This is a genomic window from Cellulosimicrobium sp. JZ28, assembly GCF_015327065.1.
GTDB classification, from domain to species: Bacteria; Actinomycetota; Actinomycetes; order Actinomycetales; family Cellulomonadaceae; genus Cellulosimicrobium; species Cellulosimicrobium funkei.
Map to the genome: position 1 here is coordinate 1,561,861 of NZ_CP017660.1, position 23,438 is coordinate 1,585,298.

At 74.4% G+C, this 23,438-nt stretch carries 20 protein-coding genes and 1 pseudogene; 12 read left to right on the forward strand and 9 right to left on the reverse strand.

Annotated elements, in window-relative coordinates:
• Positions 1 to 255: 255 nt before the first annotated feature.
• From pflB to BJP59_RS19740, 8 genes and pseudogenes are all read left to right on the forward strand, one after another.
• Positions 256 to 2,571, forward strand: coding sequence for a formate C-acetyltransferase (pflB, locus tag BJP59_RS07145; protein WP_194522567.1), 2,316 nt, complete (start codon positions 256 to 258; stop codon positions 2,569 to 2,571).
• A 20-nt stretch (positions 2,572 to 2,591) separates the two neighbouring features.
• The gene (gene pflA / locus BJP59_RS07150; protein ID WP_083711793.1) at positions 2,592 to 3,584 is read left to right on the forward strand and encodes a pyruvate formate-lyase-activating protein; all 993 of its coding nucleotides are present in this window, start codon (positions 2,592 to 2,594) and stop codon (positions 3,582 to 3,584) included.
• A gap of 132 nt (positions 3,585 to 3,716) precedes the next feature.
• Positions 3,717 to 4,340 carry a GrpB family protein gene (locus BJP59_RS07155; protein WP_194522568.1) on the forward strand — a complete coding sequence of 208 codons (624 nt, stop codon included), beginning with the start codon at positions 3,717 to 3,719 and terminating at the stop codon, positions 4,338 to 4,340.
• 60 nt (positions 4,341 to 4,400) lie between these two features.
• Entirely contained in the window at positions 4,401 to 4,598 is a 198-nt protein-coding gene (locus BJP59_RS07160; protein ID WP_108047630.1) for a CopG family transcriptional regulator, read from the forward strand.
• A gap of 2 nt (positions 4,599 to 4,600) precedes the next feature.
• Complete coding sequence (locus BJP59_RS07165) at positions 4,601 to 4,987, forward strand: type II toxin-antitoxin system death-on-curing family toxin (RefSeq protein ID WP_194522569.1); 387 nt, start codon at positions 4,601 to 4,603, stop codon at positions 4,985 to 4,987.
• Positions 4,984 to 7,197, forward strand: coding sequence for a DEAD/DEAH box helicase (locus tag BJP59_RS07170; RefSeq protein WP_194522570.1), 2,214 nt, complete (start codon positions 4,984 to 4,986; stop codon positions 7,195 to 7,197). The genes BJP59_RS07165 and BJP59_RS07170 overlap by 4 nt, the downstream gene beginning before the upstream one ends.
• Positions 7,198 to 7,344: 147 nt before the next feature.
• Positions 7,345 to 7,563, forward strand: a pseudogene (locus tag BJP59_RS20130) (PIG-L deacetylase family protein); the annotation flags it as partial.
• A gap of 89 nt (positions 7,564 to 7,652) precedes the next feature.
• Complete coding sequence (locus tag BJP59_RS19740; RefSeq protein ID WP_228485474.1) at positions 7,653 to 8,012, forward strand: hypothetical protein; 360 nt, start codon at positions 7,653 to 7,655, stop codon at positions 8,010 to 8,012.
• Positions 8,013 to 8,104: 92 nt separating this feature from the next.
• Here BJP59_RS19740 and BJP59_RS07180 read toward each other — a convergent pair whose 3' ends face one another.
• The 5 genes from BJP59_RS07180 to BJP59_RS07200 all read right to left on the reverse strand — a co-directional run bounded on the left by BJP59_RS07180 (position 8,105) and on the right by BJP59_RS07200 (position 14,711).
• On the reverse strand, positions 8,105 to 10,267 hold the full coding sequence (locus BJP59_RS07180) for a 3-hydroxyacyl-CoA dehydrogenase NAD-binding domain-containing protein (RefSeq protein WP_194522571.1): 2,163 nt from the start codon (positions 10,265 to 10,267) through the stop codon (positions 8,105 to 8,107).
• Between the two features lie 2 nt (positions 10,268 to 10,269).
• On the reverse strand, positions 10,270 to 11,565 hold the full coding sequence (locus BJP59_RS07185; protein ID WP_051028501.1) for a thiolase family protein: 1,296 nt from the start codon (positions 11,563 to 11,565) through the stop codon (positions 10,270 to 10,272).
• 189 nt (positions 11,566 to 11,754) lie between these two features.
• Positions 11,755 to 12,798 (reverse strand): lipid II:glycine glycyltransferase FemX, encoded by a 1,044-nt coding sequence (locus BJP59_RS07190; protein WP_228485323.1) that lies wholly within the window; start codon positions 12,796 to 12,798, stop codon positions 11,755 to 11,757.
• Positions 12,799 to 12,819: 21 nt separating this feature from the next.
• Positions 12,820 to 14,094 carry an HRDC domain-containing protein gene (locus tag BJP59_RS07195; protein WP_194522572.1) on the reverse strand — a complete coding sequence of 425 codons (1,275 nt, stop codon included), beginning with the start codon at positions 14,092 to 14,094 and terminating at the stop codon, positions 12,820 to 12,822.
• A complete protein-coding gene (locus tag BJP59_RS07200) occupies positions 14,091 to 14,711 on the reverse strand; it encodes a DUF3000 domain-containing protein (RefSeq protein ID WP_034655857.1) in 621 nt (206 codons plus the stop codon). Before BJP59_RS07200 ends, BJP59_RS07195 begins: the two co-directional genes overlap by 4 nt.
• 258 nt (positions 14,712 to 14,969) lie before the next feature.
• Here BJP59_RS07200 and gndA point away from each other — a divergent pair, with 258 nt between their 5' ends.
• On the forward strand, positions 14,970 to 16,406 hold the full coding sequence (gene gndA, locus BJP59_RS07205; protein WP_061268192.1) for an NADP-dependent phosphogluconate dehydrogenase: 1,437 nt from the start codon (positions 14,970 to 14,972) through the stop codon (positions 16,404 to 16,406).
• Positions 16,407 to 16,626: 220 nt separating this feature from the next.
• A complete protein-coding gene (locus tag BJP59_RS07210; RefSeq protein WP_194522573.1) occupies positions 16,627 to 17,796 on the forward strand; it encodes a DegT/DnrJ/EryC1/StrS family aminotransferase in 1,170 nt (389 codons plus the stop codon).
• Positions 17,797 to 17,898: 102 nt separating this feature from the next.
• On the opposite strand, the gene BJP59_RS07215 is transcribed toward BJP59_RS07210, so the two are convergent.
• Positions 17,899 to 19,131 carry a carboxylate--amine ligase gene (locus BJP59_RS07215; protein WP_021482717.1) on the reverse strand — a complete coding sequence of 411 codons (1,233 nt, stop codon included), beginning with the start codon at positions 19,129 to 19,131 and terminating at the stop codon, positions 17,899 to 17,901.
• Between the two features lie 100 nt (positions 19,132 to 19,231).
• Here BJP59_RS07215 and BJP59_RS07220 point away from each other — a divergent pair, with 100 nt between their 5' ends.
• Entirely contained in the window at positions 19,232 to 19,972 is a 741-nt protein-coding gene (locus BJP59_RS07220; RefSeq protein ID WP_194522574.1) for an aspartate/glutamate racemase family protein, read from the forward strand.
• A 61-nt stretch (positions 19,973 to 20,033) separates the two neighbouring features.
• On the opposite strand, the gene BJP59_RS07225 is transcribed toward BJP59_RS07220, so the two are convergent.
• Together BJP59_RS07225 and BJP59_RS07230 are read right to left on the reverse strand one after the other, a co-directional pair.
• Positions 20,034 to 20,519 carry a hypothetical protein gene (locus BJP59_RS07225; protein ID WP_061268189.1) on the reverse strand — a complete coding sequence of 162 codons (486 nt, stop codon included), beginning with the start codon at positions 20,517 to 20,519 and terminating at the stop codon, positions 20,034 to 20,036.
• 5 nt (positions 20,520 to 20,524) lie between these two features.
• The gene (locus BJP59_RS07230; protein WP_228485324.1) at positions 20,525 to 21,376 is read right to left on the reverse strand and encodes a dihydrofolate reductase family protein; all 852 of its coding nucleotides are present in this window, start codon (positions 21,374 to 21,376) and stop codon (positions 20,525 to 20,527) included.
• A 37-nt stretch (positions 21,377 to 21,413) separates the two neighbouring features.
• Between BJP59_RS07230 and zapE the strand changes: the two genes are divergently transcribed.
• Positions 21,414 to 22,535: a cell division protein ZapE gene (gene zapE / locus BJP59_RS07235; RefSeq protein WP_194522575.1), complete on the forward strand. Its 1,122-nt coding sequence runs from the start codon at positions 21,414 to 21,416 to the stop codon at positions 22,533 to 22,535.
• A gap of 3 nt (positions 22,536 to 22,538) precedes the next feature.
• On the opposite strand, the gene BJP59_RS07240 is transcribed toward zapE, so the two are convergent.
• The gene (locus tag BJP59_RS07240) at positions 22,539 to 23,429 is read right to left on the reverse strand and encodes a polyphosphate kinase 2 family protein (protein WP_021483126.1); all 891 of its coding nucleotides are present in this window, start codon (positions 23,427 to 23,429) and stop codon (positions 22,539 to 22,541) included.
• Positions 23,430 to 23,438: the final 9 nt, after the last annotated feature.

The window sequence follows — 23,438 nt, forward strand, 5'->3', positions numbered from 1 at the left end:
CACAAGACCTCCTCGGCAGGGGTGTCGCGGGGGCGAGGAACCCCGGAATCCTGCCGTTCCTGCCGGGTCCCGCCCGCCTCGGGACCTAGGTCCCCAGGCGGTCCCGAACGCCTCCGCGGCGGGCTCCGGGAACCTAGCCTGGAGGTGGCGAAGGAGCCCGTCGGAACCTCGGCCGAGGGCCCCACCCGGGACCTCGCGAGGCCGGCGGGTCCGGCCGGCGCGCGGACCCGCGCGTCAGGCACGAGGGAGGTCCAGATGACCAGCGTTTCCGAGGCAACCGGCACGACGAGCGGCGGCCGCGCGACGGGGGCGGGCGCCGTCGACCCGCAGCGCGACACCGCGCACGTCCCTGCGTGGGAGGGCTTCACCGACGGCCCGTGGCGCGACACGGTCGACGTGCGTGACTTCATCCAGCGCAACTACCGCCCGTACACGGGCGACGCGTCGTTCCTCGCCGGCCCCACGGAGCGCACGACGGGCATCTGGAGCACGCTGTCCGCCATGTTCCCGGAGGAGCGGGAGATGGGGATCTACGACGTGGACACCCACACGCCCGCCGGCATCACGGCGCACGCGCCGGGCTACATCGACAAGGCGCACGAGGTGATCGTCGGTCTGCAGACCGACGCCCCGCTGAAGCGCGCGATCATGCCGAACGGCGGCTGGCGCATGGTCGAGGGCGCGCTGGAGACGTACGGCTACGAGGTCGACGAGACCCTGCGGAAGGTCTTCACCGAGTACCGCAAGACGCACAACCAGGGCGTGTTCGACGTCTACCCGCCGAACGTGCGCGCGGCCCGCAGCTCGCACATCATCACGGGCCTGCCCGACGCCTACGGCCGCGGCCGGATCATCGGCGACTACCGCCGCGTCGCGCTCTACGGCGTCGACGCGCTGATCGCCGCGAAGAAGCTCGACAAGCTCGGTCTCGACACGCAGCCCTTCAGCGAGAAGGTCGTGCGCGAGCGCGAGGAGCACGCGGAGCAGATCCGCGCGCTGGGCGAGCTCAAGGAGATGGCGGCCTCGTACGGCTACGACATCTCCGGCCCGGCGACGACGGCCCGCGAGGCCGTGCAGTGGCTCTACTTCGCCTACCTCGCCGCGGTGAAGGAGCAGAACGGCGCCGCGATGTCCCTCGGCCGCACGTCGACGTTCCTAGACGTGTTCATCGACCGCGACCTCGAGGCCGGCCGCATCACGGAGTCCGAGGCGCAGGAGATCATCGACGACTTCGTCATCAAGCTCCGCATCGTGCGGTTCCTGCGCACGCCCGAGTACGACGCCCTGTTCTCCGGCGACCCGACGTGGGTCACCGAGACGATCGGCGGCATGGGCGAGGACGGGCGCCCGCTCGTCACGAAGAACTCGTTCCGGTTCCTCCAGACGCTCTACAACCTCGGGCCGGCCCCCGAGCCGAACATGACGGTCTTCTGGAGCCCGGACCTGCCGCAGGGCTTCAAGGACTACTGCGCGCAGGTCTCGATCGACACCTCGGCCGTGCAGTACGAGTCGGACGAGCTCATCCGCCAGCACTGGGGCGACGACGCGGCGATCGCGTGCTGCGTGTCCCCGATGCGGGTCGGCAAGCAGATGCAGTTCTTCGGCGCTCGCGTGAACCTCGCCAAGACGCTGCTCTACGCGATCAACGGCGGCCGCGACGAGATCTCCGGCAAGCAGGTCTCGCCCGTGGCGGCGCCCGTCGAGGGCGACGTGCTCGACTTCGACGACGTCATGGCGAAGTTCGACGCGACGATGGACTGGCTGGCCGCGACGTACGTCGAGGCGCTCAACTGCATCCACTGGTCGCACGACAAGTACGCGTACGAGCGCATCGAGATGGCGCTGCACGACAAGGACGTGCTGCGGACCATGGCGTGCGGCATCGCGGGCCTGTCCGTCGCGGCGGACTCGCTGTCGGCGATCAAGCACGCGAAGGTCTCCGTCGTCCGCGACGAGCGCGGCCTCGTCGTCGACTACGTCACCGAGGGCGAGTACCCGACGTTCGGCAACGACGACGACCGGGCCGACGCGATCGCCGTCGACCTCGTCGAGCGGTTCATGGCGAAGGTCCGCACGCACCCGACGTACCGTGACGCGGTGCCCACGCAGTCGGTCCTGACGATCACGTCGAACGTCGTGTACGGGAAGGCGACGGGCAACACGCCTGACGGCCGCCGCGCCGGCGAGCCGTTCGCCCCGGGTGCCAACCCGATGAACGGGCGCGACACGCACGGCATGCTCGCCTCGGCGCTGTCGGTGGCCAAGCTGCCGTACGACGAGGCGCAGGACGGCATCTCGCTGACCAACACGGTCGTGCCGAGCGGCCTCGGGCGCACCAAGGAGGAGCAGGTCACCAACCTCGCCGGCCTCCTGGACGCCTACATCGGGTCCGAGGGGTACCACATGAACGTCAACGTGCTGAACCGCGAGACGCTCCTGGACGCCATGGACCACCCGGAGAACTACCCGCAGCTGACGATCCGCGTGTCCGGGTACGCGGTGAACTTCGTCCGCCTCACGCGCGAGCAGCAGCTGGACGTGCTCTCGCGCACCTTCCACGGAGCGCTCTGACGAGCGCTGAGGAGCCAGCCATGACCGTCACCCTTCCCGGCCCCGCCGTCCGCCCGTCGCGCGGGTGCGGCGTCGCCGGGGGCACCCTGCCCGACGACGCCACGCGCCTCGAGGTCCCGGGCGTCCCGACCTCCGCGGCCGAGCCCGCGGCGTCGGGCACGCCTGTGGGCCACGCGCGCCGGGCCGGCGCGGGCCTGGACGGGCTGACGGTCGCGGACGTGGACCGGGCCGACAAGCTCGCGGCGATGCGCGCGGGCGAGCTCGGCTCGGTCCACTCCTGGGAGCTCGTCACCGCCGTGGACGGGCCGGGGACCCGGCTCACCGTGTTCCTCAACGGGTGCCCGCTGCGGTGCCTGTACTGCCACAACCCCGACACGTTCGCGATGAAGGACGGCAGGCCCGTCACGGCGGACGAGCTCCTCGGGCGCGTCCGGCGCTACCTGCCCGTCTTCCGGGCCACCCACGGAGGGCTCACGCTCTCGGGCGGCGAGGTGCTCATGCAGCCCGCGTTCGCGGCGCGCGTCCTGCGCGGTGCGAAGGCGATGGGCGTGCACACCGCGCTCGACACGTCCGGCTTCCTCGGCGCGAACGCGACCGACGCGATGCTCGACGACACCGACCTCGTGCTGCTCGACGTGAAGTCCGGCGACCCGGAGACCTACACGAAGGTCACGAGCCGCGACCTCGAGCCGACCCTGCGGTTCGGGCGACGGATCGCCGAGCGCGGGCTCACCGGCCACGCGCCCGAGGTCTGGGTGCGCTTCGTGCTCGTCCCGGGCCTCACCGACGACCCGGACAACGTCGAGAAGGTCGCCGCGTACGCGGCGTCGCTCAACGCGATCCGGCCCGGCACGGTGACGCGCGTCGAGGTGCTGCCCTTCCACCAGATGGGCCGTGACAAGTGGGACGCGCTCGGGCGCACCTACGAGCTCGACGACACGCCTGCGCCGTCGGCCGAGCTCACCGAGCGCGTGCGCGGCCAGTTCCGCGCCCACGGCCTGACGACGTACTGACCCGACCCGCCGACGAGCGCCCGCTCGCCGAGACGTGAGAAGTGGCCCCGGACCGCCGTGCTCCAGGGGCCACTTCTCCCGTCTCGGCGGGTGCGCGCTCCCCGGGGCGGGGTCGGGTCGTAGGGTGCGCGGGTGCCTGCAGCGACCGTCGACGCCCACGACCCCCGATGGACCGACGCCGGGAGGCGGTGGACGGAACGCGTCGCCGCCGCGCTCGCCGACCTCGCGAGCCCTGACGGCACGAGCCCGGTCGTGGTCGAGCACATCGGGTCGACGGCGGTCCCCGGGCTCGCGGCGAAGCCGATCATCGACCTCCAGGTGCGCGTCGCGCCGCTGCCCTCCGAGGCGGAGCTCGACGCCGCGCTCGGGCCGCTCGGGTTCTCGATCGAGCGCGGCGCGCGCCCGGACTCGCCCGGCGTGTACCGGGACGTCCCGCGTCCGGGCGCCGACCCCGCCCCCGAGCTCTACGCCAAGCGACTGCTCACCCGCCCCGGCGACGAGGACGAGCCGCCCGTGATCCTGCACGTCCGGCGCCTCGACTCGCCGTTCGCGGCGTACGTCGCCGCGTTCCGCGACTGGCTGCGTGCCGTCCCCGCCGAGGCCGCGGCGTACGAGGCGACGAAGCGCGACCTCGCGGCGCGCCACGCGGACGCCGACGACTACGACGACTACACGCGCGACAAGACGGCGTTCCTCGACGCGGCGCAGGCCCGGATGGAGCGCTGGCTCGCCGGGCGCGCGAACGCTCCCGCCTGATCCCTGCACGGCGCCGCCCGCGCACTGATACCGTGGTGGTACCAAACGAGAGGAGCTCACGTGGCTATGACCTTGCGGCTCGACGACGACGCGCAGGCGGCGCTGGAGCGTATCGCCCGCCGCGAGGGCGTCTCCGCGAACACCGCCGTCGCGCGCGCGGTCGTGGAGTACGACGCGAAGCGGCGCGAGATGCGTGACCGGCTGCTCGCCGACATCGTGGCGGAGGACCAGGAGCTGCTCGACCGGCTCGCGCAGTAGCCGTGGTCGTGCACCTCGACGAGGACGACCTCGTCGCCGCCGCCACGGCGTTCCTCGGGCACCCGCCCGCCGTCCGCGACTTCGGGCTCCTGTCGTCCGCACTGGCGCGTCCGGCCGCGTCGATGTACGGCGTCGAGGCCTACCCCACCCTCGACGAGAAGGCAGCGGCGCTGCTCCTCTCCGTCACGAAGAACCACGCGCTGATCGACGGGAACAAGCGACTGGGCTGGGTCGCGGTGAGACTCTTCTACGCGCTCAACGGGGTGCGGCTCGTCATGCCGCAGGACACTGCGTACGCGCTCGTCGTCGGTGTCGCAGCCGGCGAGATCGACGACGTCGAGACCGTGGCGCAGAAGCTCGCGGAGCACGTCGTGCGCCGCGAGTCGTGATCGCCGCGAGCGGCGCGCTGCCCGACGTCGCCACCGCTCGGGCGGTCGTCGCGGATGCGGACGCCCTCGCCGCGCTGCTCGCGACCCTCTCCGCCGCGCCCGGGACGGCGCGCGAGCAGGTGCGCGCCGCGTTCGGCGACAGCCGCGAGGAGAAGGTCCTGGCGCGCCTCGACACCGTCGACGTCGCGTCGCTGCGTGACGTCACGCGCGAGCGCCTGCGGCTCGGGGCGCTCGCGGACGCGGGCGTGCGGACGGTCGGCGAGGTCGCGCGGCTCGGGCGCGACGGGCTGGAGAAGCTCCCCGAGATCGGCCCGCAGACGGCGACGCACCTGCTCGCCGCCGCCGAGCAGGTGGCGCGCGCCGTGCGCGAGAGCCTGCGCTTCCGGATCGACCTCACGCCGACGGACCCGGTCGCGACCGCGCTCGTCCAGGCGCTGCACACGCTCGACCAGGCCGACGCCGCCGTCGCGCGCTACGGCGACCAGGTGCGAGCCGCGCTCGCGGAGCACGAGCGCGTGCGCGCCGCCGCGCTGGTCGCCGCGAGCGGACCGCGCCGCCTGCTCGCGTGGGGCGAGCGGCGGCGTCGGGCCTCAGCCGCGATCACGGTGCTCGCCGCGGTCGCCGAGCGGGCGCGGGCCACCGGGCTCGCCGAGGAGGCGCGGCGCGTCGTCGGGCTGCTCGCCGAGCCCGAGCGCCCGTACGACGTCTGGGAGGACTTCCGGCGGCGGTCCGCGGCGTACTACGCGCTGCTCGACGGCGTCGCCCCCACGGGCCGCGACGTCGCCGCCGCGGCCGGGCACCTGCCCGCCGAGCTCGTGGACCGCGTGCAGACGCAGGCGCTCGACGAGTCGCTGCTGACCGTCTCGCTGCGCGGGTACCAGGCGTTCGGGGCCCGCTTCGCGCTCGCCCAGCGCCGCGTCGTCCTGGGCGACGAGATGGGCCTGGGCAAGACGGTGCAGGCCGTCGCCGTCGTCGCGCACCTGGTCGCCGGCGGTGCGACCCACGCGCTGGTCGTGTGCCCGGCGAGCGTGCTGGAGAACTGGGTGCGCGAGCTGCGCGCGCACGCGGACCTCCCGGTGCACGCCGTCCACGGCGAGGACCGGGAGGAGGCGGCCGCGGCGTGGCGCGCCGCGGGCGGCGTCGCGGTCGTGACCTTCGCGGGCCTGCGGCGTGCGGGGACCGAGGCGTTCGCGACAGCGGCGCCGGCGGTGCTCGTCGTGGACGAGGCGCACTACGTGAAGAACCCGCTCGCGAAGCGGTCCGTGGCCGTCGCGGCCCTCGCGCGGACGACCGAGCACGTGCTCCTGCTCACCGGCACACCCATGGAGAACCGGGTCGAGGAGTTCCGCACCCTCCTGGGCTACCTCCAGCCCGAGCTCGCGGCACGCCTCGACGCCGCGCACGGCGCCGCCGGCCCCGACGCGTTCCGGCACGCCGTCGCGCCCGCCTACCTGCGCCGCAACGCCGAGGACGTGCTCGAGGAGCTGCCCGAGCTCGTGCAGGTCGACGAGTGGGAGCGGCTCGGCACGGTCGACGGCGCCGCGTACCGGGAGGCGGTCGCGGCGGGGTCGTTCATGGCCATGCGGCGGGCGGCGTTCGCCGTCGAGCACCCCGAGGACTCGGCGAAGCTGCGCCGGCTCGTCGAGATCGCGCGCGAGGCGGCCGAGAACGGGCGCAAGGTCGTGGTGTTCTCGTACTTCCGGGACGTCGTGGACGTGGCCGTGCGCGCGCTCGGCGACCTCGCGCTCCCGCCCCTCACCGGCTCCGTGCCCGCCCGCACGCGCCAGACGATCGTCGACGACTTCACCGCGGCGGAGGTCCCGCGCGTGCTCGTCAGCCAGATCGACGTCGGGGGAGTGGGCCTCAACCTCCAGGCGGCGTCCGTGGTGGTCCTGTGCGAGCCGCAGACCAAGCCCACGACCGAGGCGCAGGCCGTCGCGCGCGCCCACCGCATGGGGCAGGTCGAGACCGTCCAGGTGCACCGCCTGCTCACCGTCGACAGCGTCGACGAGCACCTCGTGCGGCTCCTCGGCACGAAGGCCCGGCTCTTCGACGCCTACGCACGCCGCAGCGCGCTCGCCGAGGAGGTCGCGGGCGCGGTCGACGTGTCCGAGGCGTCGCTCGCGCGCGCGGTGGTCGACGCCGAGCGCGCCCGGCTGTTCGTCGACCCGGCCGTGACGTCGGTCGAGGACGCGCCCGCCGAGCGCTGACGGGGCCCGGGTCCGCGCCGTCGTCGCGCTCGGCGCCGGGACGCGGCATAGCGTGGCGTCATGACCGAGACGGAAACCTTGCCCCCGCTCACCCCGCTGCGAGAGGACTGGTCGACGGCGCTCGCGGTCGTCGCGCACCCGGACGACATGGAGTTCGGCGCGGCCGCCGCCGTCGCGCGGTGGACCGCGCAGGGCAAGCGGGTCGTGTACTGCATGGTCACGAGCGGCGAGGCGGGGATCGACGGGATGGACCCGGACGAGGCGCGCCGCGTGCGGGAGGCGGAGGAGGTCGAGTCGGCACGGATCGTCGGCGTCGACGAGGTCGAGTTCCTCGGGCTGCCCGACGGCGTGCTCGAGTACGGCCTCCCGCTGCGGCGCGCGATCGCGGGGGCGATCCGCCGTCACCGGCCCGACGTCGCGATCGCCGGGAACTACCGCGAGACGTTCCCGGCGGGATGCTCAACCAGGCGGACCACGTCGCGACGGGGCGGGCCGTCGTGGACGCCGTGCGCGACGCGGGGAACCGGTGGGTGTTCCGCGAGCAGGTCGAGTCGGACGGGATCGAGCCGTGGGGCGGCGTGCGCCAGGTGTGGGTCGCCGCGTCGCCCGACGCCCGGCACGGCGTGGACGTCAGCGCGACCTTCGACGCGGGCGTGGCGTCCCTGCGCGCGCACGCCGCCTACCTCGACGGCCTCGGCTGGGAGGACTTCGACCCGGCGGCGTTCCTCGCGTCGATGAGCGCCCCGACGGGCGAGCGGATGGGCGTGGAGCACGCCGTAGCCTTCGAGGTCCTGCCTATGAACGGAGAGGACTGACTCACCCCCTCGGCTGGCCGCCGAGCATGCGGCTGTGGCCCGTCTAGAAGCGGGGACGGGCCACGACCCCATGCTCGGCGGAGCAGGGGTGGTCAGACGAGTGACGCCGCCGGGACGTTGGCGACGCCGTCGGGCAGGAACCGGCGGCCCAGGACCTTCTCGCTGTAGCCCGTGCGGTCGAGGTACGGCGTGATGCCGCCCAGGTGGAAGCCCCACCCGGCCCCGAGGATCATGCACAGGTCGATCTGCGACGGGCTCGCGACCACGCCCTCGTCGAGCATGAGCCCGATCTCCTGCGTGAGCGCCGTGAGCACGGAGTCGAGGACGCCGGCCTCGTCCAGCGCCCCGTCGCCGCCCGCCTCACCCGTGCCGAAGACCCGCTGGATCGCCGGGTCGACGGGCTTGGGCAGGCCCTTCGGCGCGTCGAGGACGACGGGGATCTGCTCGTCCACGATGCGCTGCAGGCCGGGCGACTCGGGGAACCGGTCGCCCAGGTCCTCGCGCAGCGACGTGAGGACGTGCAGGCCGACGGCCGGTCCGACGAGGTCGAACAGCGCGAACGGCGGCATCGGCAGGCCGAGCGGTGCGACGGCGCGGTCCGCGACCTCGACCGACGTGCCGTTCTCGACCGCCTCGACGATCTTGCCCATGAGCAGGATGAGCAGGCGGTTGACGACGAACCCGGGGCGGTCGGCGACGAGCACGGCCGTCTTGCGGAGCTTCTTCGTCATGGCGAACGCCGTCGCGAGGGCGGCGTCGTCGGTCTTCGCCGCCTGGATGATCTCGACGAGGGGCATCTGGGCGACGGGGTTGAAGAAGTGCATCCCGACGACGCGCTCGGGGTGCTGCAGGTCGGCCGCCATCTCGGTGATCGACAGCGCGGACGTGTTGGTGAGCAGCACGGCCTCGGGCGACAGGACGCCCTCGAGCTCGGCGAAGACCTTCTTCTTGAGCCCGAGGATCTCCGTGACCGCCTCGATGACGACGTCGCAGCCCGCGAAGTCGCCGAGCTCGGTCGTGCCGTGCACGGAGCCGACGATGCGCGCGCCGGTGTCCGCGGACATGCGGCCCGAGCGCACGAGCTTCTCGACGGTGGAGCGGACGTAGCCGAGGCCCTTGCCGACGCGCTCCTGGTCGAGGTCGCGCATGACGACCGGCACCTGGAGGCGCTGGGCGAACAGCAGCGCGATCTGCGCGGCCATGAGCCCCGCGCCCACGATCCCGACGCGGGTGACGGGGCGGGCGAGCTTCGCGTCGGGCGCACCCTGGGGCCGCTTGCCCTTCGAGACGAGCTGGAACGCGTAGACGCTCGCGCGCATCTCGTCGCTCATGATGAGGTCCGCGAGGGCCTCGTCCTCGGCGGCGAACGCCTCCTCGCGCGACGCGGTGCGGGCGGCGGCCACGAGGTCGAGCGCGCGGTACGGGGCGGGGCGCGAGCCCGCGACCACGGCGTCGAGGCGCTGACGCGTCCCGGCGACGACGGCGTCCCACACGGGCTGCGGGTCGAGCTCGCGCCGCTCGACGACGATCTCGCCGCGCAGCACGGCCTCGGCCCAGCGCAGCGAGGACTCGAGGAAGTCCGGCGCCTCGAAGAGCGCGTCGACGAGCCCGATCTCGTACGCCTCCTTCGCCTTGAACGGCTTGTTCGCGGCCGGGCGGGCGAGGATGACGTCCATCGCCTTCTCGACGCCGAGCAGGCGCGGCACGAGGTAGGCGCCGCCCCAGCCGGGGACCAGGCCCAGGCCGACCTCGGGCAGCGCGAGCGCACCGGCGTCGGACGCGACGGTGCGGTACGTGCAGTTCAGCGCGACCTCGAGGCCGCCGCCGAGCGCGACGCCGTTGACGAACGCGAACGTCGGCACGCCCATGTCCTGGAGCAGCGTGTACGCGGCGTGCCCGGCGCGCCCGAGGGCGAGCGCGTCGTCGCGCACCTGGACGGCCGCGGCCTGCGTGAGGTCCGCGCCGGCGGCGAGGAAGTACGGCTTGCCCGTGATCGCGACGGCGACGATCTCGCCGTCCGCGGCCCGGCGCCGCAGCGTCTCGAGGGCCGCGTGCAGCTCCGCGAGGCCCTCGGGGCCGAGCGTCGTCGGCTTGGTGTGGTCGAGCCCGTTGTCGAGCGTGACGAGGGCGAGCGTGCCCGTCCCGCCGGGGAGCGCGACGTCGCGCACGAGCGAGTGCGTGACGCGTTCCCCGCGCGCGGCGTCCTTCGTCGCGTCCGCGGAGGTGGTGGGCGTGGTGTCGGTCGGTGCGCTCATCGTCAGTTCTCCGCGGTCTCGAAGGTGTGGCCGGAGTAGTCGGCGTGGTGCGGGTTCTCCCAGATGACGGTCCCGCCCATGCCGAGGCCGACGCACATGGTCGTCAGGCCGTAGCGCACCTCGGGGTGCTGCTCGAACTGGCGCGCGAGCTGCGTCATGAGGCGCACGCCCGACGACGCGAGCGGGTGGCCCATGGCGATGGCGCCGCCGTACTGGTTGACGCGCTCGTCGTCGTCCGCGATGCCGAAGTGGTCGAGGAACGCGAGCACCTGGACCGCGAACGCCTCGTTGATCTCGAACAGGCCGATGTCGTCGATCGTCAGGCCCGCGGACGCGAGCGCGCGCTCGGTCGCGGGGACCGGCCCGATGCCCATGACCTCCGGGTCGACGCCCGCGTACGCGTACGCGACGAGGCGCATGCGCGCCGGGAGCCCGAGCTCGTCGGCGACGTCGCCCGCGGCGAGCAGGCACGCCGTCGCGCCGTCGGTCAGCGGCGAGGCGTTGCCCGCGGTGACCTTCCCGCCGGGGCGGAACGGGGTCTTGAGGTCGCGGATCGAGTCGACCGTGGTGCCGGGGCGGGGGAGCTCGTCGGCCGTGGCCAGGCCCCACCCGAGCTCGGTCGACCGGGTCGCGACCGGCACGAGGTCGGGGGAGATGTCGCCGTTCGCGAGGGCCTTGGCGTACTTGGCCTGGCTCGCGACGGCGTACGCGTCGGCACGCTCCTTGGTGAGGTGCGGGTACCGGTCGTGCAGGTTCTCGGCCGTCGCGCCCATGACGAGCGCGGAGGAGTCGACGAGGCGCTCGGCGACGAACCGCGGGTTCGGGTCCGACCCCTCGCCCATGGGGTGGTGGCCCATGTGCTCGACGCCGCCCGCGACGACGACGTCCTGCGCGCCCACGGCGACGTTCGCCGCGGTGGTCGTGACCGCGGTCATCGCGCCCGCGCACATGCGGTCGATCGCGAAGCCGGGCACCGACTTGGGCAGCCCGGCCAGCACGGCGACGCTGCGGCCGAGGGTGAGGCCCTGGTCGCCGGTCTGCGTCGTCGCGGCGAGCGCGAGCTCGTCGATCCGCTCCACGGGCAGCTCGGGGCGGCGGCGCAGGAGCTCGCGGACCGTCTTCACGGCGAGGTCGTCCGCGCGGGTCTCGGCGTAGATCCCGTCGGGGCGTGCCTTGCCGAACGGGCTGCGGACGCCCTCGACGAAGACGACGTCGCGCACGGGGCGTCGGCGCGAGCGCTGGGTAGCCGCCTGGGTGGGTGCCGAGGTGGGAGAGGGGGCCTCGTTGGCCACGGTCATGGCATCTCCATCCGATGCAGATGGTCGGGACGGCGGTGTCCGGAGCGGCACCGCTCGGGGGTCGTACTGCGATACACGCTACCGCGGGTATCGGGAAAGCACGAGACCGATGCTACGACATGAAGAGACCCGGTATCGCATCGCGCGATACCGGGTCTCTCCGAGGTTCGGGGTGGTCGGGAGCCCGCGTCAGCGGCTCCCGCGGAGCTTGCGCACGACCTTCTTCGCGGTCGGCAGGCCCTTGTTCCACGCGGAGTACCACATCGAGAACGGCACGTCGACGCTGTGCACGAGCTCGTCGTCGTGCTGGGCGAAGCTGCGCTTGAACTCGCTGATCCCGTCGTTGAGCAGACCGTTCATGTCGTACCGGACCAGACCGGCCTGCTGCGCGAGGGTGATCGCGTGCCACTTCACCGGCGCGTTCGCGCGGAGCTTGCGGCCCGCGTCGTTGATGCCGCCGTAGAGCTCGAACGACGTCGTCGCCGACGACACGCACCACACGAACGACACCGGGGCGCCCTCGGAGAACGCGGCGACGAGCACCGAGTGCTCGCCGAGCTCGCGGTGGATCGCGAGGTAGTACTCGTCGTCGTGCAGCGCGAAGCCCGCTCGCTCGGCGGTCTCGTGGTAGACGTCGAGCACCTGGCGCACCTCGGCCTCGTCCGTCACGCGCCGCACCTCGAGGCCGGTGCGCGCCGCCTTGCGGATGTCGTACCGCGTCGACTTGCCCATGGCCTTCGTCAGCTCGTCCTCGGACTTCGTGAGATCGAGGATCAGGGTCACCGGGTAGAGGATCGGGTTCGCCGCGGGGCGGGCGTCGGGCAGCGCGAGGTGCGTCCCGACCGGCCAGTCAGGCTCGATCGTGACGCCGACGCCGCCCACCGTCGTCTTGCACCACGCGACGACCGCACGGGTCACGGCGTCGCGCGTCGCGTCGTCGCCCACGCCCGGGCCGGCGCCCCAGCCGTCTCCCGCCGGCGCGATCACGGGCCCACGGGGCACGTGGCACAGCGCCTTGAACTGCGCCGGGAGGGACCGCACGAGAACCTGCGCCAGGCCGCGGACGCGGCCGTCGCCGTCCACCGCCTCCACGCGGTGCGGGGTCCAGGCGCCCGTGGCCTTGACCTCGCCCCAGCCCCACAGCTGCAGGGGGTGGCCGCCGAGCTCGTTCACCCGGGCGTCCCAGGAGGCTCGGTCGGTGACTGTCCGGATCGTCAGGTTCGCGTCGTGCACGCGGACGACCCTACCCTCCCGCTACCGCTCGCCGGCGCGCTCGAACGCGTCCGCGAGGGGCTCCGCGACGAGCCCCACCTGCCACTCGCGCGCCCCACGGCCGCGCAGGAACGCGGCGATCCCCGCCGCGTCGGCGGGCTCCGGCGGCGTCCAGCACAGGCGCCGCAGGGCGTCGGGCTGGAGCACGTTCTCGACGGGCAGCGCGTACCGCTCGGCGAGCTCCTGCACGACGCCGCGCGCCGCGTCGAGCCGTGCCGCGGCGCCCGGGTCGCGGTCCGCCCACGCGCGCGGCGGGGGCGGGGCGTCCGTGCGCGGCCCGCGCGTGGTCGGCAGCGCGCTCGCGGGCAGCGCGAGCGCCGCGTCGACGGCCCGCTGCCAGTACGCCGCGCGACGGCGCGTGCCCTTGCCCGCGAACGGCGGCAGCTCCACGAGCTGGCCGGCCGTGCGCGGCAGCGCCTCCGCCGCGGCGACGATCGCGCGGTCGGGCAGGACGCGCCCGGGAGCGATGTCCCGCGCCCGGGCGGTCGCGTCGCGGGCCTCCCACAGGCTGCGGACCACGGCCAGCCGCCGCGGGTCGCGCAGCGTGTGCGTGCCGGACGTCCGGCGCCACGGCTCGGGCCGCGGGGCGGGCGGTCCCGCGGTGCGCACGGCCTCGAACTCCTGCGCCGCCCAGTCCGCCTTGCCCGCCTCGTCGAGCCGCTCCCCGAGCGCGCGGCGCAGCGGGACGAGCACCTCGACGTCGAGCGCCGCGTACCGCAGCCAGTCCTCGGGCAGGGGCCGCGTCGACCAGTCCACCGCCGAGTGCTCCTTGGCGAGGCCGAGCCCGAGGACCTCGGCGACCACCGCCGCGAGGCCGACGCGCTCCATCCCCAGCAGGCGGGCGGCGAGCTCGGTGTCGAACACGCGGGCCGGGACGATCCCGTGCTCCGCGAGCCCGGGCAGGTCCTGGGACGCCGCGTGCAGCACCCACTCGGCGTCCCCGACCGCCTCGCGCAGCGGCGACAGGTCGGGCACGGCGACGGGGTCGACGAGCGCGGTGCCCGCGCCCTCGCGGCGCACCTGCACGAGATAGGTGCGCTGGCCGTACCGGTAGCCGGAGGCGCGCTCGGCGTCGGCGGCCACGGGGCCGCTCGCGGCGGCGAACGCCTCGACGACGCGCGCGAACGCGGCGGGCGTGTCGACGACGGGGCCGACGCCGTCGGACGGCTCCGTCAGCGGGGTCACGACGGTCGGGGCGCGCTCCGCCCCGGGTGCGGGGTCGAGCGGAGGGGGAGCGGGTGCTGCGGTCGAGCTCATGAGCCCACGGTATTGCGTCGCGCGGGGGGTCGAGCACCGAGGGGGGTCACGCCCTCGGGCAGCGGCGGCAGCCCGGCGGCCGTGCACAGGAGCTGCGCCCACGCGGCGAGGTGGTCCCCGAGGTCGGCCGTGCCCGGGCCCGGCGCGACGGGCGTCCACGACGCGCGCATCTCGAGCTCGACGTCGTTGTGCTTGCCGGCCAGCGCCCCGAAGCTCTGGGACAGCACGCGCGTGACCGTGCCGCCCTCCGCGCGCACGACGGCGCCCGTGTCGTGCAGGGCGTCCTCGAGCCACGTCCACGCGACCTCGGCGAGCACGTCCTCCGCCGCCATCTCCGGCTCCAAAGTCGCGCGCACGAGCGTGACGACGCGGAACCGGCCCTCCCACGCCTCCTGGCCTGCCGGGTCGTAGAGGACGATGAAGCGCCCCGACGCGAGCTCGGGGTCGTCGGAGCGCGCCGCCTCGACCTCGCCCGTGAGCGCGACCGACCACGGCGCGATCCGGCGCGGGGCGGGGACTTCGCGCAGCGTCACCTCGGGCCGCAGCCGGCGCGCGCCCAGGGCGTCGAGGACGGCACGGAACTCCGGGGGAGCGTCGGTCCCGTGAGGGGTGGTCACCCCGGCACAGTACGAGCGCGAGGGGCGGGACGGACGCACGCCGCGCGGGTGTCATCGAATCGTGATCCCGACTTCGTCACGATCCCTGCGGGTGACCGGATCGTGGCACCGCCGGGGCGCGACGGCGCCCGAGGACTAGGCTGGCAGCGTATCCATCCCCGGTGCACCCGGCCGCGCGCCCGCGCCCGGCCCGGTTCCGCGCCCTCCCGCGCGCAGCCGTCGTGCGCCGGGACCGACCCTCGAGGAGCAGGGAAGCAGATGTCAGCACGCGCACAGATCGGTGTGACCGGACTCGCCGTCATGGGTCGCAACCTGGCCCGCAACTTCGCCCGGCACGGCTACACGGTCGCGGTGCACAACCGCTCGTACGCCAAGACCGAGTCCCTGATCGCCGAGGCGGGCACCGAGGGTGACTTCGTGCCGTCGGAGTCGATGGCGGACTTCGTGGCCTCGCTCGAGCGCCCGCGCAAGGTCGTCATCATGGTCAAGGCGGGCGCGGCGACCGACGCCGTCATCGACGAGCTCGTGCCGCTGCTGGAGGAGGGCGACATCGTCGTCGACGCCGGCAACGCGCACTTCCCCGACACGATCCGCCGGGAGAAGGCGCTCGCGGCGCTGGGCCTGCACTTCGTCGGCACGGGCGTCTCGGGCGGCGAGGAGGGCGCGCTCAACGGTCCGTCGATCATGCCGGGCGGCACGCGCGAGTCGTACCAGAGCCTCGGCCCGATCCTCGAGGACATCTCGGCGAAGGTCGACGGCGTGCCCTGCTGCACCTACGTCGGGCCCGACGGCGCCGGCCACTTCGTCAAGATGGTGCACAACGGCATCGAGTACGCCGACATGCAGCTCATCGCCGAGGCGTACGACCTGCTCAAGCAGGGGCTCGGCGCGTCCGCGCAGGAGATCGGCGAGATCTTCGCGCAGTGGAACACGGGCGACCTCGAGTCGTTCCTCATCGAGATCACCGCGGACGTGCTCCAGCACGTCGACGCGGAGACCGGCAAGGCGTTCGTCGACGTCGTTCTCGACCAGGCGGAGCAGAAGGGCACCGGCCGCTGGACGGTGCAGAACGGCCTCGACCTCGGCGTGCCGATCACGGGCATCGCCGAGGCGACGTTCGCGCGCGCGCTGTCCGGCTCGGTCCCGCAGCGCGAGGCCGGTCGCGCCGCGCTGCCCGCCGACGCCGCGGCGTGGGACGTGCAGGACCGCGACGCGTTCGTCGAGGACGTGCGCCTCGCGCTCTACGCGTCGAAGGTCGTCGCGTACTCCCAGGGCTTCGACCAGATCGCGGCCGCGTCGGCCGAGTACGGCTGGGACATCGACCGCGGCGCGATGGCCCGCATCTGGCGCGGCGGCTGCATCATCCGCGCGCGCTTCCTCAACCGCATCACCGAGGCGTACGAGCGCGACGCGCAGCTCCCGCTGCTCCTCGCCGACGAGTACTTCACCGGCGCGGTCGGCAACGGCCTCGCGGCGTGGCGTCGCGTGGTGGCGCAGGCCGCCCTCAACGGCGTGCCGACGCCCGCGTTCTCGTCGTCGCTCGCCTACTACGACGGCGTGCGGGCCGAGCGCCTGCCCGCCGCGCTCATCCAGGCGCAGCGCGACTTCTTCGGCGCGCACACCTACCGCCGCGTCGACAAGCCGGGCGTCTTCCACACCGAGTGGTCGGGCGACCGCACCGAGTCCGACGCCTGACGTCCCTCCCCGACGTCCCGACGGCGGTCGTCGCGCTCCGGCGCGGCGGCCGCCGTCGCGCGTCCCGGCCCGCACGTCGTGTCGCCCGCACGTCCTGTCGCTCGGCTGGTCCCCCGTGCGTGACGAGCGGCTCGGCCCGGTCGGCCCGCCGACGTGGCAGGCTAGGCGCGCGGGCCGCTGCGTCGGCCCCGACCCCTGACGACGGACGACACGGAGAACGATGAGCCGCCACCCGCAGGACGCGACCGCGACGAGGATGCTCGCCGACCGGACGGGCACCGACCCGGCCGACTGGTTCCTCGTCTTCAAGGCCCGCTACGGGATGGAGGTCGTGTTCCGCGCGCTCGCCGAGGCCCGGGGTCCGGGCGACGTGGTCACGCAGGTGTTCACGTGCTCGACGGCGGTCGACCCGGTGCTCGTGGCCGGGCTGCGGCCGGTCTACGCCGAGGTGTCCCCGGCGACTGTCGCGATCGACCCCGACCGGCTCGCCGTCGGCCCGGACACGCGGGCGGTCGTGCTCCAGAACACGTTCGGGATCGTCGACGAGGCGGCCGCGCGGCGCCTGCGCGACGCCGCGCGCTCCGTCGGGGCGCTGCTCGTCGAGGACAGCGCGCACTGCGTGGGGCGCCTCGCGCGGGACGCCGACGGCACGCCCGTCGCCGACGTCTCGTTCCACTCGTTCGGCGTCGAGAAGCTGCTGCCCACGCGGTTCGGCGGGGCGGTGTGGGTGAGCCCCGCGCTCGACCCGGCGCTGCGCGCCGCGACGGTCGCGGCGCTCGACGCGCTGCCCGTCGTCGGGCCGCGGCTCGACCTCGCCGCGCGCAGCTTCCGCACCCAGGTGCGCGTGCTCAACCGCCTCCCCGGCGCGGCGGCGGGCAAGGTGCGTGGCGCGCTCACGGCCGTCGGGGCGTACGAGCCGGCGATCGCTCCCGTGGAGAACCGGGGCGGGCTCGCGCACCCGCCACAGCGCCCGTCCGCGTGGATCGTGGACCGCATGGTCGACGCGCTGCGGTCCAGCGGCGACACCGAGGCGCACCGCGCCGACACGGTCGCGGAGTACGTGCGGGGGCTGTCGGGCGTCGTCGAGGTCCCGGCCGGGATCGGGGAGCGCGCGCCGCTCGTGCGGTTCCCGTTCTTCGCGTCCGACGCCGCGACCGCCGACCGCCTGGTCGCCGAGCTCACGGCCGCCGGGTTCTACGTCGGCAAGTGGTACCGGCCGGCGCTGTTCCCCGGTCCGGACGACCCCGCGGTCTACGGGTACACCCCGGGCGACCCCGCGCTCGCGACGACGGAGGACCTCGTCGCGCGCGTCGTCAACCTCCCGACCACGGTGGGCGTCGCGACGGCGCGCCGCCTCGTCGAGGCCGTCCGGTCCGCCCTGGGCGCCTGAGCGCCACGACCAGGCGGTCCGTGACGGCCGACCAGGTCGTCCCCACGCGTCCGCGACACCGGACGGGCCAGGACCACCTGGTCGGCGCCGCGCCTCCCGCGGTTACGCCGACGGGCGCGAGCGCGCGAACTTCACGTAGTCGAGCGTGTGGCGCAGGTCCACGCGCCACACGTCGAGGCGGCGGCGCAGGCTGCGGTCGGGGGCGTAGCGCAGGGTGTGCCACACGCCGTGCTTGCGGGCCTTCTTCACGCGGTGGCGCAGCGAGACCGGGACGAGCGCCCGGACGACGGGGTAGGGCACGTTGACCCACAGGCGCGCGTCCGACGTCACCTGCTCGGGCAGCTCGCGCCCGTACACGAGGTCCTCGACGTAGCAGCGCGCGAGGTTGCCGCCCGCGGCCATCGTGTAGAAGCTCGCCGCGCCCTGGCGCAGGTTGACCTCGAGGATCTTGCTCGTGCCGGTGCGGCGGTCGTACATGACGTCCAGGTTCGCGGCGCCGACGTAGCCGAGGCTGTCGAGCAGGTGCCGGACGGACTCCGTGAGCCGGTCGTCCTTCATCGTCACGACGGCGTTGTAGTTCCCGACGAGCTTCGGGTCGTACTCGCCGAGCACGATCTGGGCCGCGGACAGGAACCGCAGGCGGCCGTGGCGGTCGGAGTACGTGTTGACCACGCGCATGACCGACTCGTCGCCCGCGAGGTACTCCTGGACGATGAGGTCGTCGGTGTAGCCGGCGGCGTAGATGCGGCGGCCGACGTCGCGCAGCTCGGCCGCGTCCTGGACGAGGTACACCTTCTTCTTGCCCTCGAACCGCAGGCGCGGGTAGGTGTCGGTGTCGGCCGGCTTGAGGATGAGCGGGTACGGGAAGGGCAGGTCCTCGCCGAAGCCGGGGGCGTCGACGTCGGCCGCCGTGGCGACCACCGTCTCCGGGTGCGGCACGCCGAGCTCCGCGCACGTGCGCGCGAAGTCCGTCTTGTTCATGAGGCGCGCGGCCAGGTCCTCGCCGACGAGCGGGATGACGTAGAGGTCCTCGAGCTCGGCCCGGTGGGCGACGACGACGTTCGTGTAGAACTCGATGTTCGCGATGAGCAGGCGCTTGCGGCCCGGGAACTCCTCGGCGAGCTCGCGCAGGACGGCGACGATGCGCTCCGGGTCGTCGAAGTCGCGGTAGGTGCGCACGTCGACGATGCGGGAGTCCGCCGTCTCGCGCAGGGGGAAGCGGCCCAGGGCCAGCGTGCGGACGCCGTACGCCTCGTGCAACGACCTCGCGATGTTGTAGGTGTTGAGGTTGGTCCCCAGGACGATGGGGAGGAACTCGGCGTTGCCGTACGTCATCGCGGAGGGTCGTCCGTTTCTCTGTCGGGTCGGCGGGCGTCCGCCATCCTACGGTCCGCGCGGCCCGCTCCCCGGGACGCGGGCGCCGTAGGATCCACGGGTGACGTCGCGACCGGACCAGGACCACGCCCAGCCCCTCGTCGGAGTGCTCGGAGGTGTCGGGCCGCTCGCCACGGCCTACTTCCTGCAGCTCCTCGTCGCGCTCACGGAGGCCGAGCGCGACCAGGACCACGTCGACGCCGTCGTGCTCAACCACGCGACGATCCCCGACCGCACGGACTTCATCCTCGGGCGGTCGGACGCGGACCCGGGCCCGGTGCTCGCGCGCGACGCGGAGCGGCTCGAGCGCTTCGGCGCGGACTTCCTCGTCATGCCGTGCAACACCGCGCACTACTTCACGCAGCAGGTGCTCGACGCGATCAGCGTCCCGTTCGTGTCCATCATCGACACGACGGTCGACGCGGCGCGGGCGCGGGTCGACGACCTGCACGCGGTGGGCCTGCTCGCGACGGCGGGGACCGCGGCGTCGGGCGTGTACCAGGACGCGTTCGCGCGCCACGGGGTCGAGGCGCTCGTGCCCGACGACGCCGACCAGGCGCTCGTGTCGCAGATCATCTACGAGCAGGTGAAGGCGGGGCGGCCAGTCGACATCGAGACGTTCCGGGCCGTCGCGGGGCGGCTCGTCGAGCGCGGGGCCCAGGTCATCGTGCTGGGCTGCACGGAACTGTCCGTGGTCGCCGTCGACCACGACCTGCTCGCCGACCCGCTCTACCTCGACTCGACCGACCAGCTCGCCCGCGCGACGATCCGCCGCGCCGGGCACCGCGTCCGCGGGGCGTGACCCCGCGGGTCCGCCGACCGCCGGACCGGCAGGCGTCCTCGCCGGCCGGACGCCGGGAGGGTCAGCCCAGCTCGCTCGTGCCCGAGTAGAGGTGCAGCACGGGGACGTGCAGCTCCTCGCGCGCGCGGGAGGCCCAGTCGGTGTGGAACGTGTCCTCGACCGCGTGCGGGTACGTCACGACGACGATCTCGCGCGCCCCGCCGGACGCGACGGCCGTGCGCAGCGCCGGCAGCGGGTCGTCGTCGACGACGACGCCGTCCGCCTCGCGGCCCGCCGCGCGGAGCTCGGCCACGCTGCGCTCGAGCTGCTCGCTCGCCTCCGCCTTCGCCGTCGTGGGCGAGGGCTCGCGGCCCAGGACCTCGTCCCACGCCTCCTTGAGCTCGCCCACGCTGAGGTGGTCGATGATCCCCGAGATGACGTTGCGCTCCGTGTCCGCCGGGACCAGCACCCGGTAGGCGAGCTGCTCGTCCTCGTGCAGCGACAGGATGTGCTGCACGTCGGCCGGGTTGAGCGTGTCTTCGGTCAGGACGAGGATCGTGTCGGTCACGCGGGTCAGCCTAGCGGGAGGAGCCAGCGCGCGGCGGTCGTACCGGCGGGCGACCCGGGCCGGTCCTCGGGGGCGTGCAGCAGGTGGGCGAGGCGTGCCCCGCGGGGGAGGGCCGTGGTCGTCCCCGGAGCCGGGGCGCCGCCCACGATCCGTCCCGGTCCGGGCCCTACGAGCGTCGGGGTGGTCGTCACGCACAGCTCGTCGACGAGGTCCGCGGCGAGGAGGTCCGCCAGCAGCGACGGGCCACCCTCGGTGAGCACGCGCGTGAGGCCCCGCCCGGCGAGCGCGGCGAGTCCCGTGGCGAGGTCGAGCGCGTCGTCCGCCGCGTCCTGCCCGACGACGAGCACCCGGTCCGCGGGCACGTCGCCCCGGGCGGTGGCGGCCCCGGCCGGGCCGGTCAGCACGAACGGCGGGCGGTCCGTCCCGGCGAGCGCCGGGGGCACGCGGCCGCTGCGGCTGACGACGGCGAGCTCGAGCGGGGCGTCGTGCAGGTGCCGCAGCCCGCGCGGCCGGCCGAGCGGGGTGTAGCCCTCGGCGCGCGCCGTGCCCGCCCCGACGAGCACCACGTCCGCCAGCGCCCGCAGGACGCGGAACACGCGCCAGTCCGCGTCGTCGTTGATCGATCCCGAGCGCTCGTCGGGGCCCCACGCCGCCCCGTCGACGCTCGCGACCATGTTCGCGCGCACGACGCTCGCCCCGCGCACCGGGGACCCGTAGGCGTAGAGCGCGGCGAGCCGGTCCTCGCGCGGGTCGGGCGCGAGGTGCTCCGCGGCGGGCAGGAGCACGTCGAGCGCGGGGAGGTCGGCGCGCCCGCCGGGCGCCACCGGCCCGTCGGGCGGGGTGGTGGTCGAGGTCACAGCGGCCAGGCTAGCCGCAGGCGTAGGCTGGATCCTCGTGACTGCGCCCGCCTCCGGTGGTTCCTCGGCCCCGGCAGCCCTCCCCGGCACCGCCCGCGCGTCGGCCCCCTCGCCGACCCCCGGCGGGCCCGTCCGCGCCCTCGCCGACGTCCGGCCCTCGGTACCTCCCGCCCGGCTCCTCGCCGACCTCGTGCCGCCGCGGCACTTCGCCGACGCGCGGTTCTCGACGTACCGCGCCAACGCCGCCTACCCCAGCCAGGCGCGCACCGTCGCGCGGCTCGAGGAGGTCGCGGCCGCCGTCGTGAAGCCCGCGCGCAAGGGGCTGTTCGGCGCCCGGAAGCAGACGGCGCCCGCGGTGTACATGGACGGTGGGTTCGGCGTCGGCAAGACCCACCTGCTCACGTCCCTCGCGCACGCGGTGGGCCTCGACGTCAGCGCGTACGGCACGTTCGTGGAGTACACGAACCTCGTCGGCGCGCTCGGGTTCCGGGCCACGGTGGACGCGCTCGCCACGAAGAAGCTCGTGTGCATCGACGAGTTCGAGCTCGACGACCCGGGCGACACCGTCCTCATGTCCCGGCTCCTGCGCGAGCTCGCGGACCGCGGCGTGGCGCTGGCCGCGACGTCGAACACGCTCCCCGAGGCGCTCGGCGAGGGCCGCTTCGCCGCCGAGGACTTCCTGCGCGAGATCCAGGCGCTCGCGGCCCGGTTCGAGGTGCTGCGCGTCGACGGCGAGGACTACCGGCACCGCGCGGTCGTCACGGACTCCGCGCCGCTGCCCGAGGCCGACGTGCGGGCGGCCGTCACCGGCCGGCCCGGCGCGACCCTCGACGTGTTCGACGACCTGCTCGCGCACCTGTCGCAGGTCCACCCCAGCCGATACCGGGCGCTGCTCGACGGCGTCGAGGTCGTCGCGCTCACGGGCGTGCACCCCGTCACCGAGCAGTCCGCGGCGCTGCGCCTCGTCGTGCTCGTCGACCGCCTCTACGACCGCGACGTGCCCGTGCTCCTCGCCGGGACCGACGCGTACACGGGGGAGCGGAGCCTGTTCACCGAGGAGATGCTGCGCGGCGGGTACCGCAAGAAGTACTACCGCGCGCTCTCGCGCCTCGGCGCGCTCGCGGAGGACGGCCGCACGGTCGCGCGCGGCGCGGCCTGAGCATCACGTCGCGGCGAGGCGCGCCTTCTCGACCGCGACGTCGAAGTCGGCCGGGGGCCACCCGAGGTCGAGGCCGCGCAGCGCGTCGAGCAGGAGCTCGCTCACCGCGAGGCGCGCGAACCACTTCCGGTCGGCCGGGACCACGTGCCACGGCGCGACGTCGGTGCTCGTCCGGTCGAGGACGGCCTGGTACGCCTCCTGGTACGCAGGCCACTTCTGGCGCGAGTCGACGTCGTTCGGGTTGTACTTCCAGAACTTGTCCGGGCGCTCGAGCCGCTCCATGAGCCGCGCGCGCTGCTCCTCGTAGGAGACGAGCAGGGCGACCTTGACGATCGTCGTCCCCGCCGCGGCGACCTCGGCCTCGAAGCGGTTGATCTCGTCGTAGCGCGCCTCCCAGACCTCGGGCGGCACGAGCGCGTCGACGCGCGCGACGAGCACGTCCTCGTAGTGCGACCGGTCGAAGACGCCGATGTACCCGGGCTCGGGCAGCGCGCGGCGGATCCGCCACAGGTAGTCGTGCCGCCGCTCCTCGGGCGTGGGCACCCCGAACGACCGGTGCGCGACGCCCTGCGGGTCGACGAGCCCCACGACGTGCCGCACGATCCCGCCCTTGCCCGCGGTGTCCATGCCCTGCAGCACGAGGAGCACCGACCGGGACCCGCCCGAGCGGCCCTCGGCGAACAGCCGCTCCTGCAGCTCGGACAGCTCGTCCGCGTGCTGCGCGACGAGGGCCTTCCCGGCGGCCTTGTCGCCCGTGAACCCCGGGGTCGACGCGCGGTCGAACGCCGCGAGGTCGAAGCCCTCCGGCACCCGCAGCGCCTGCTCCGGCGGGGCCTCCCAGGCGCCCTCCGCGCCGCCGCCGTGCGTGGCCTTCGTCTTCGTCGTCGTCGCCATGGGCGCGAG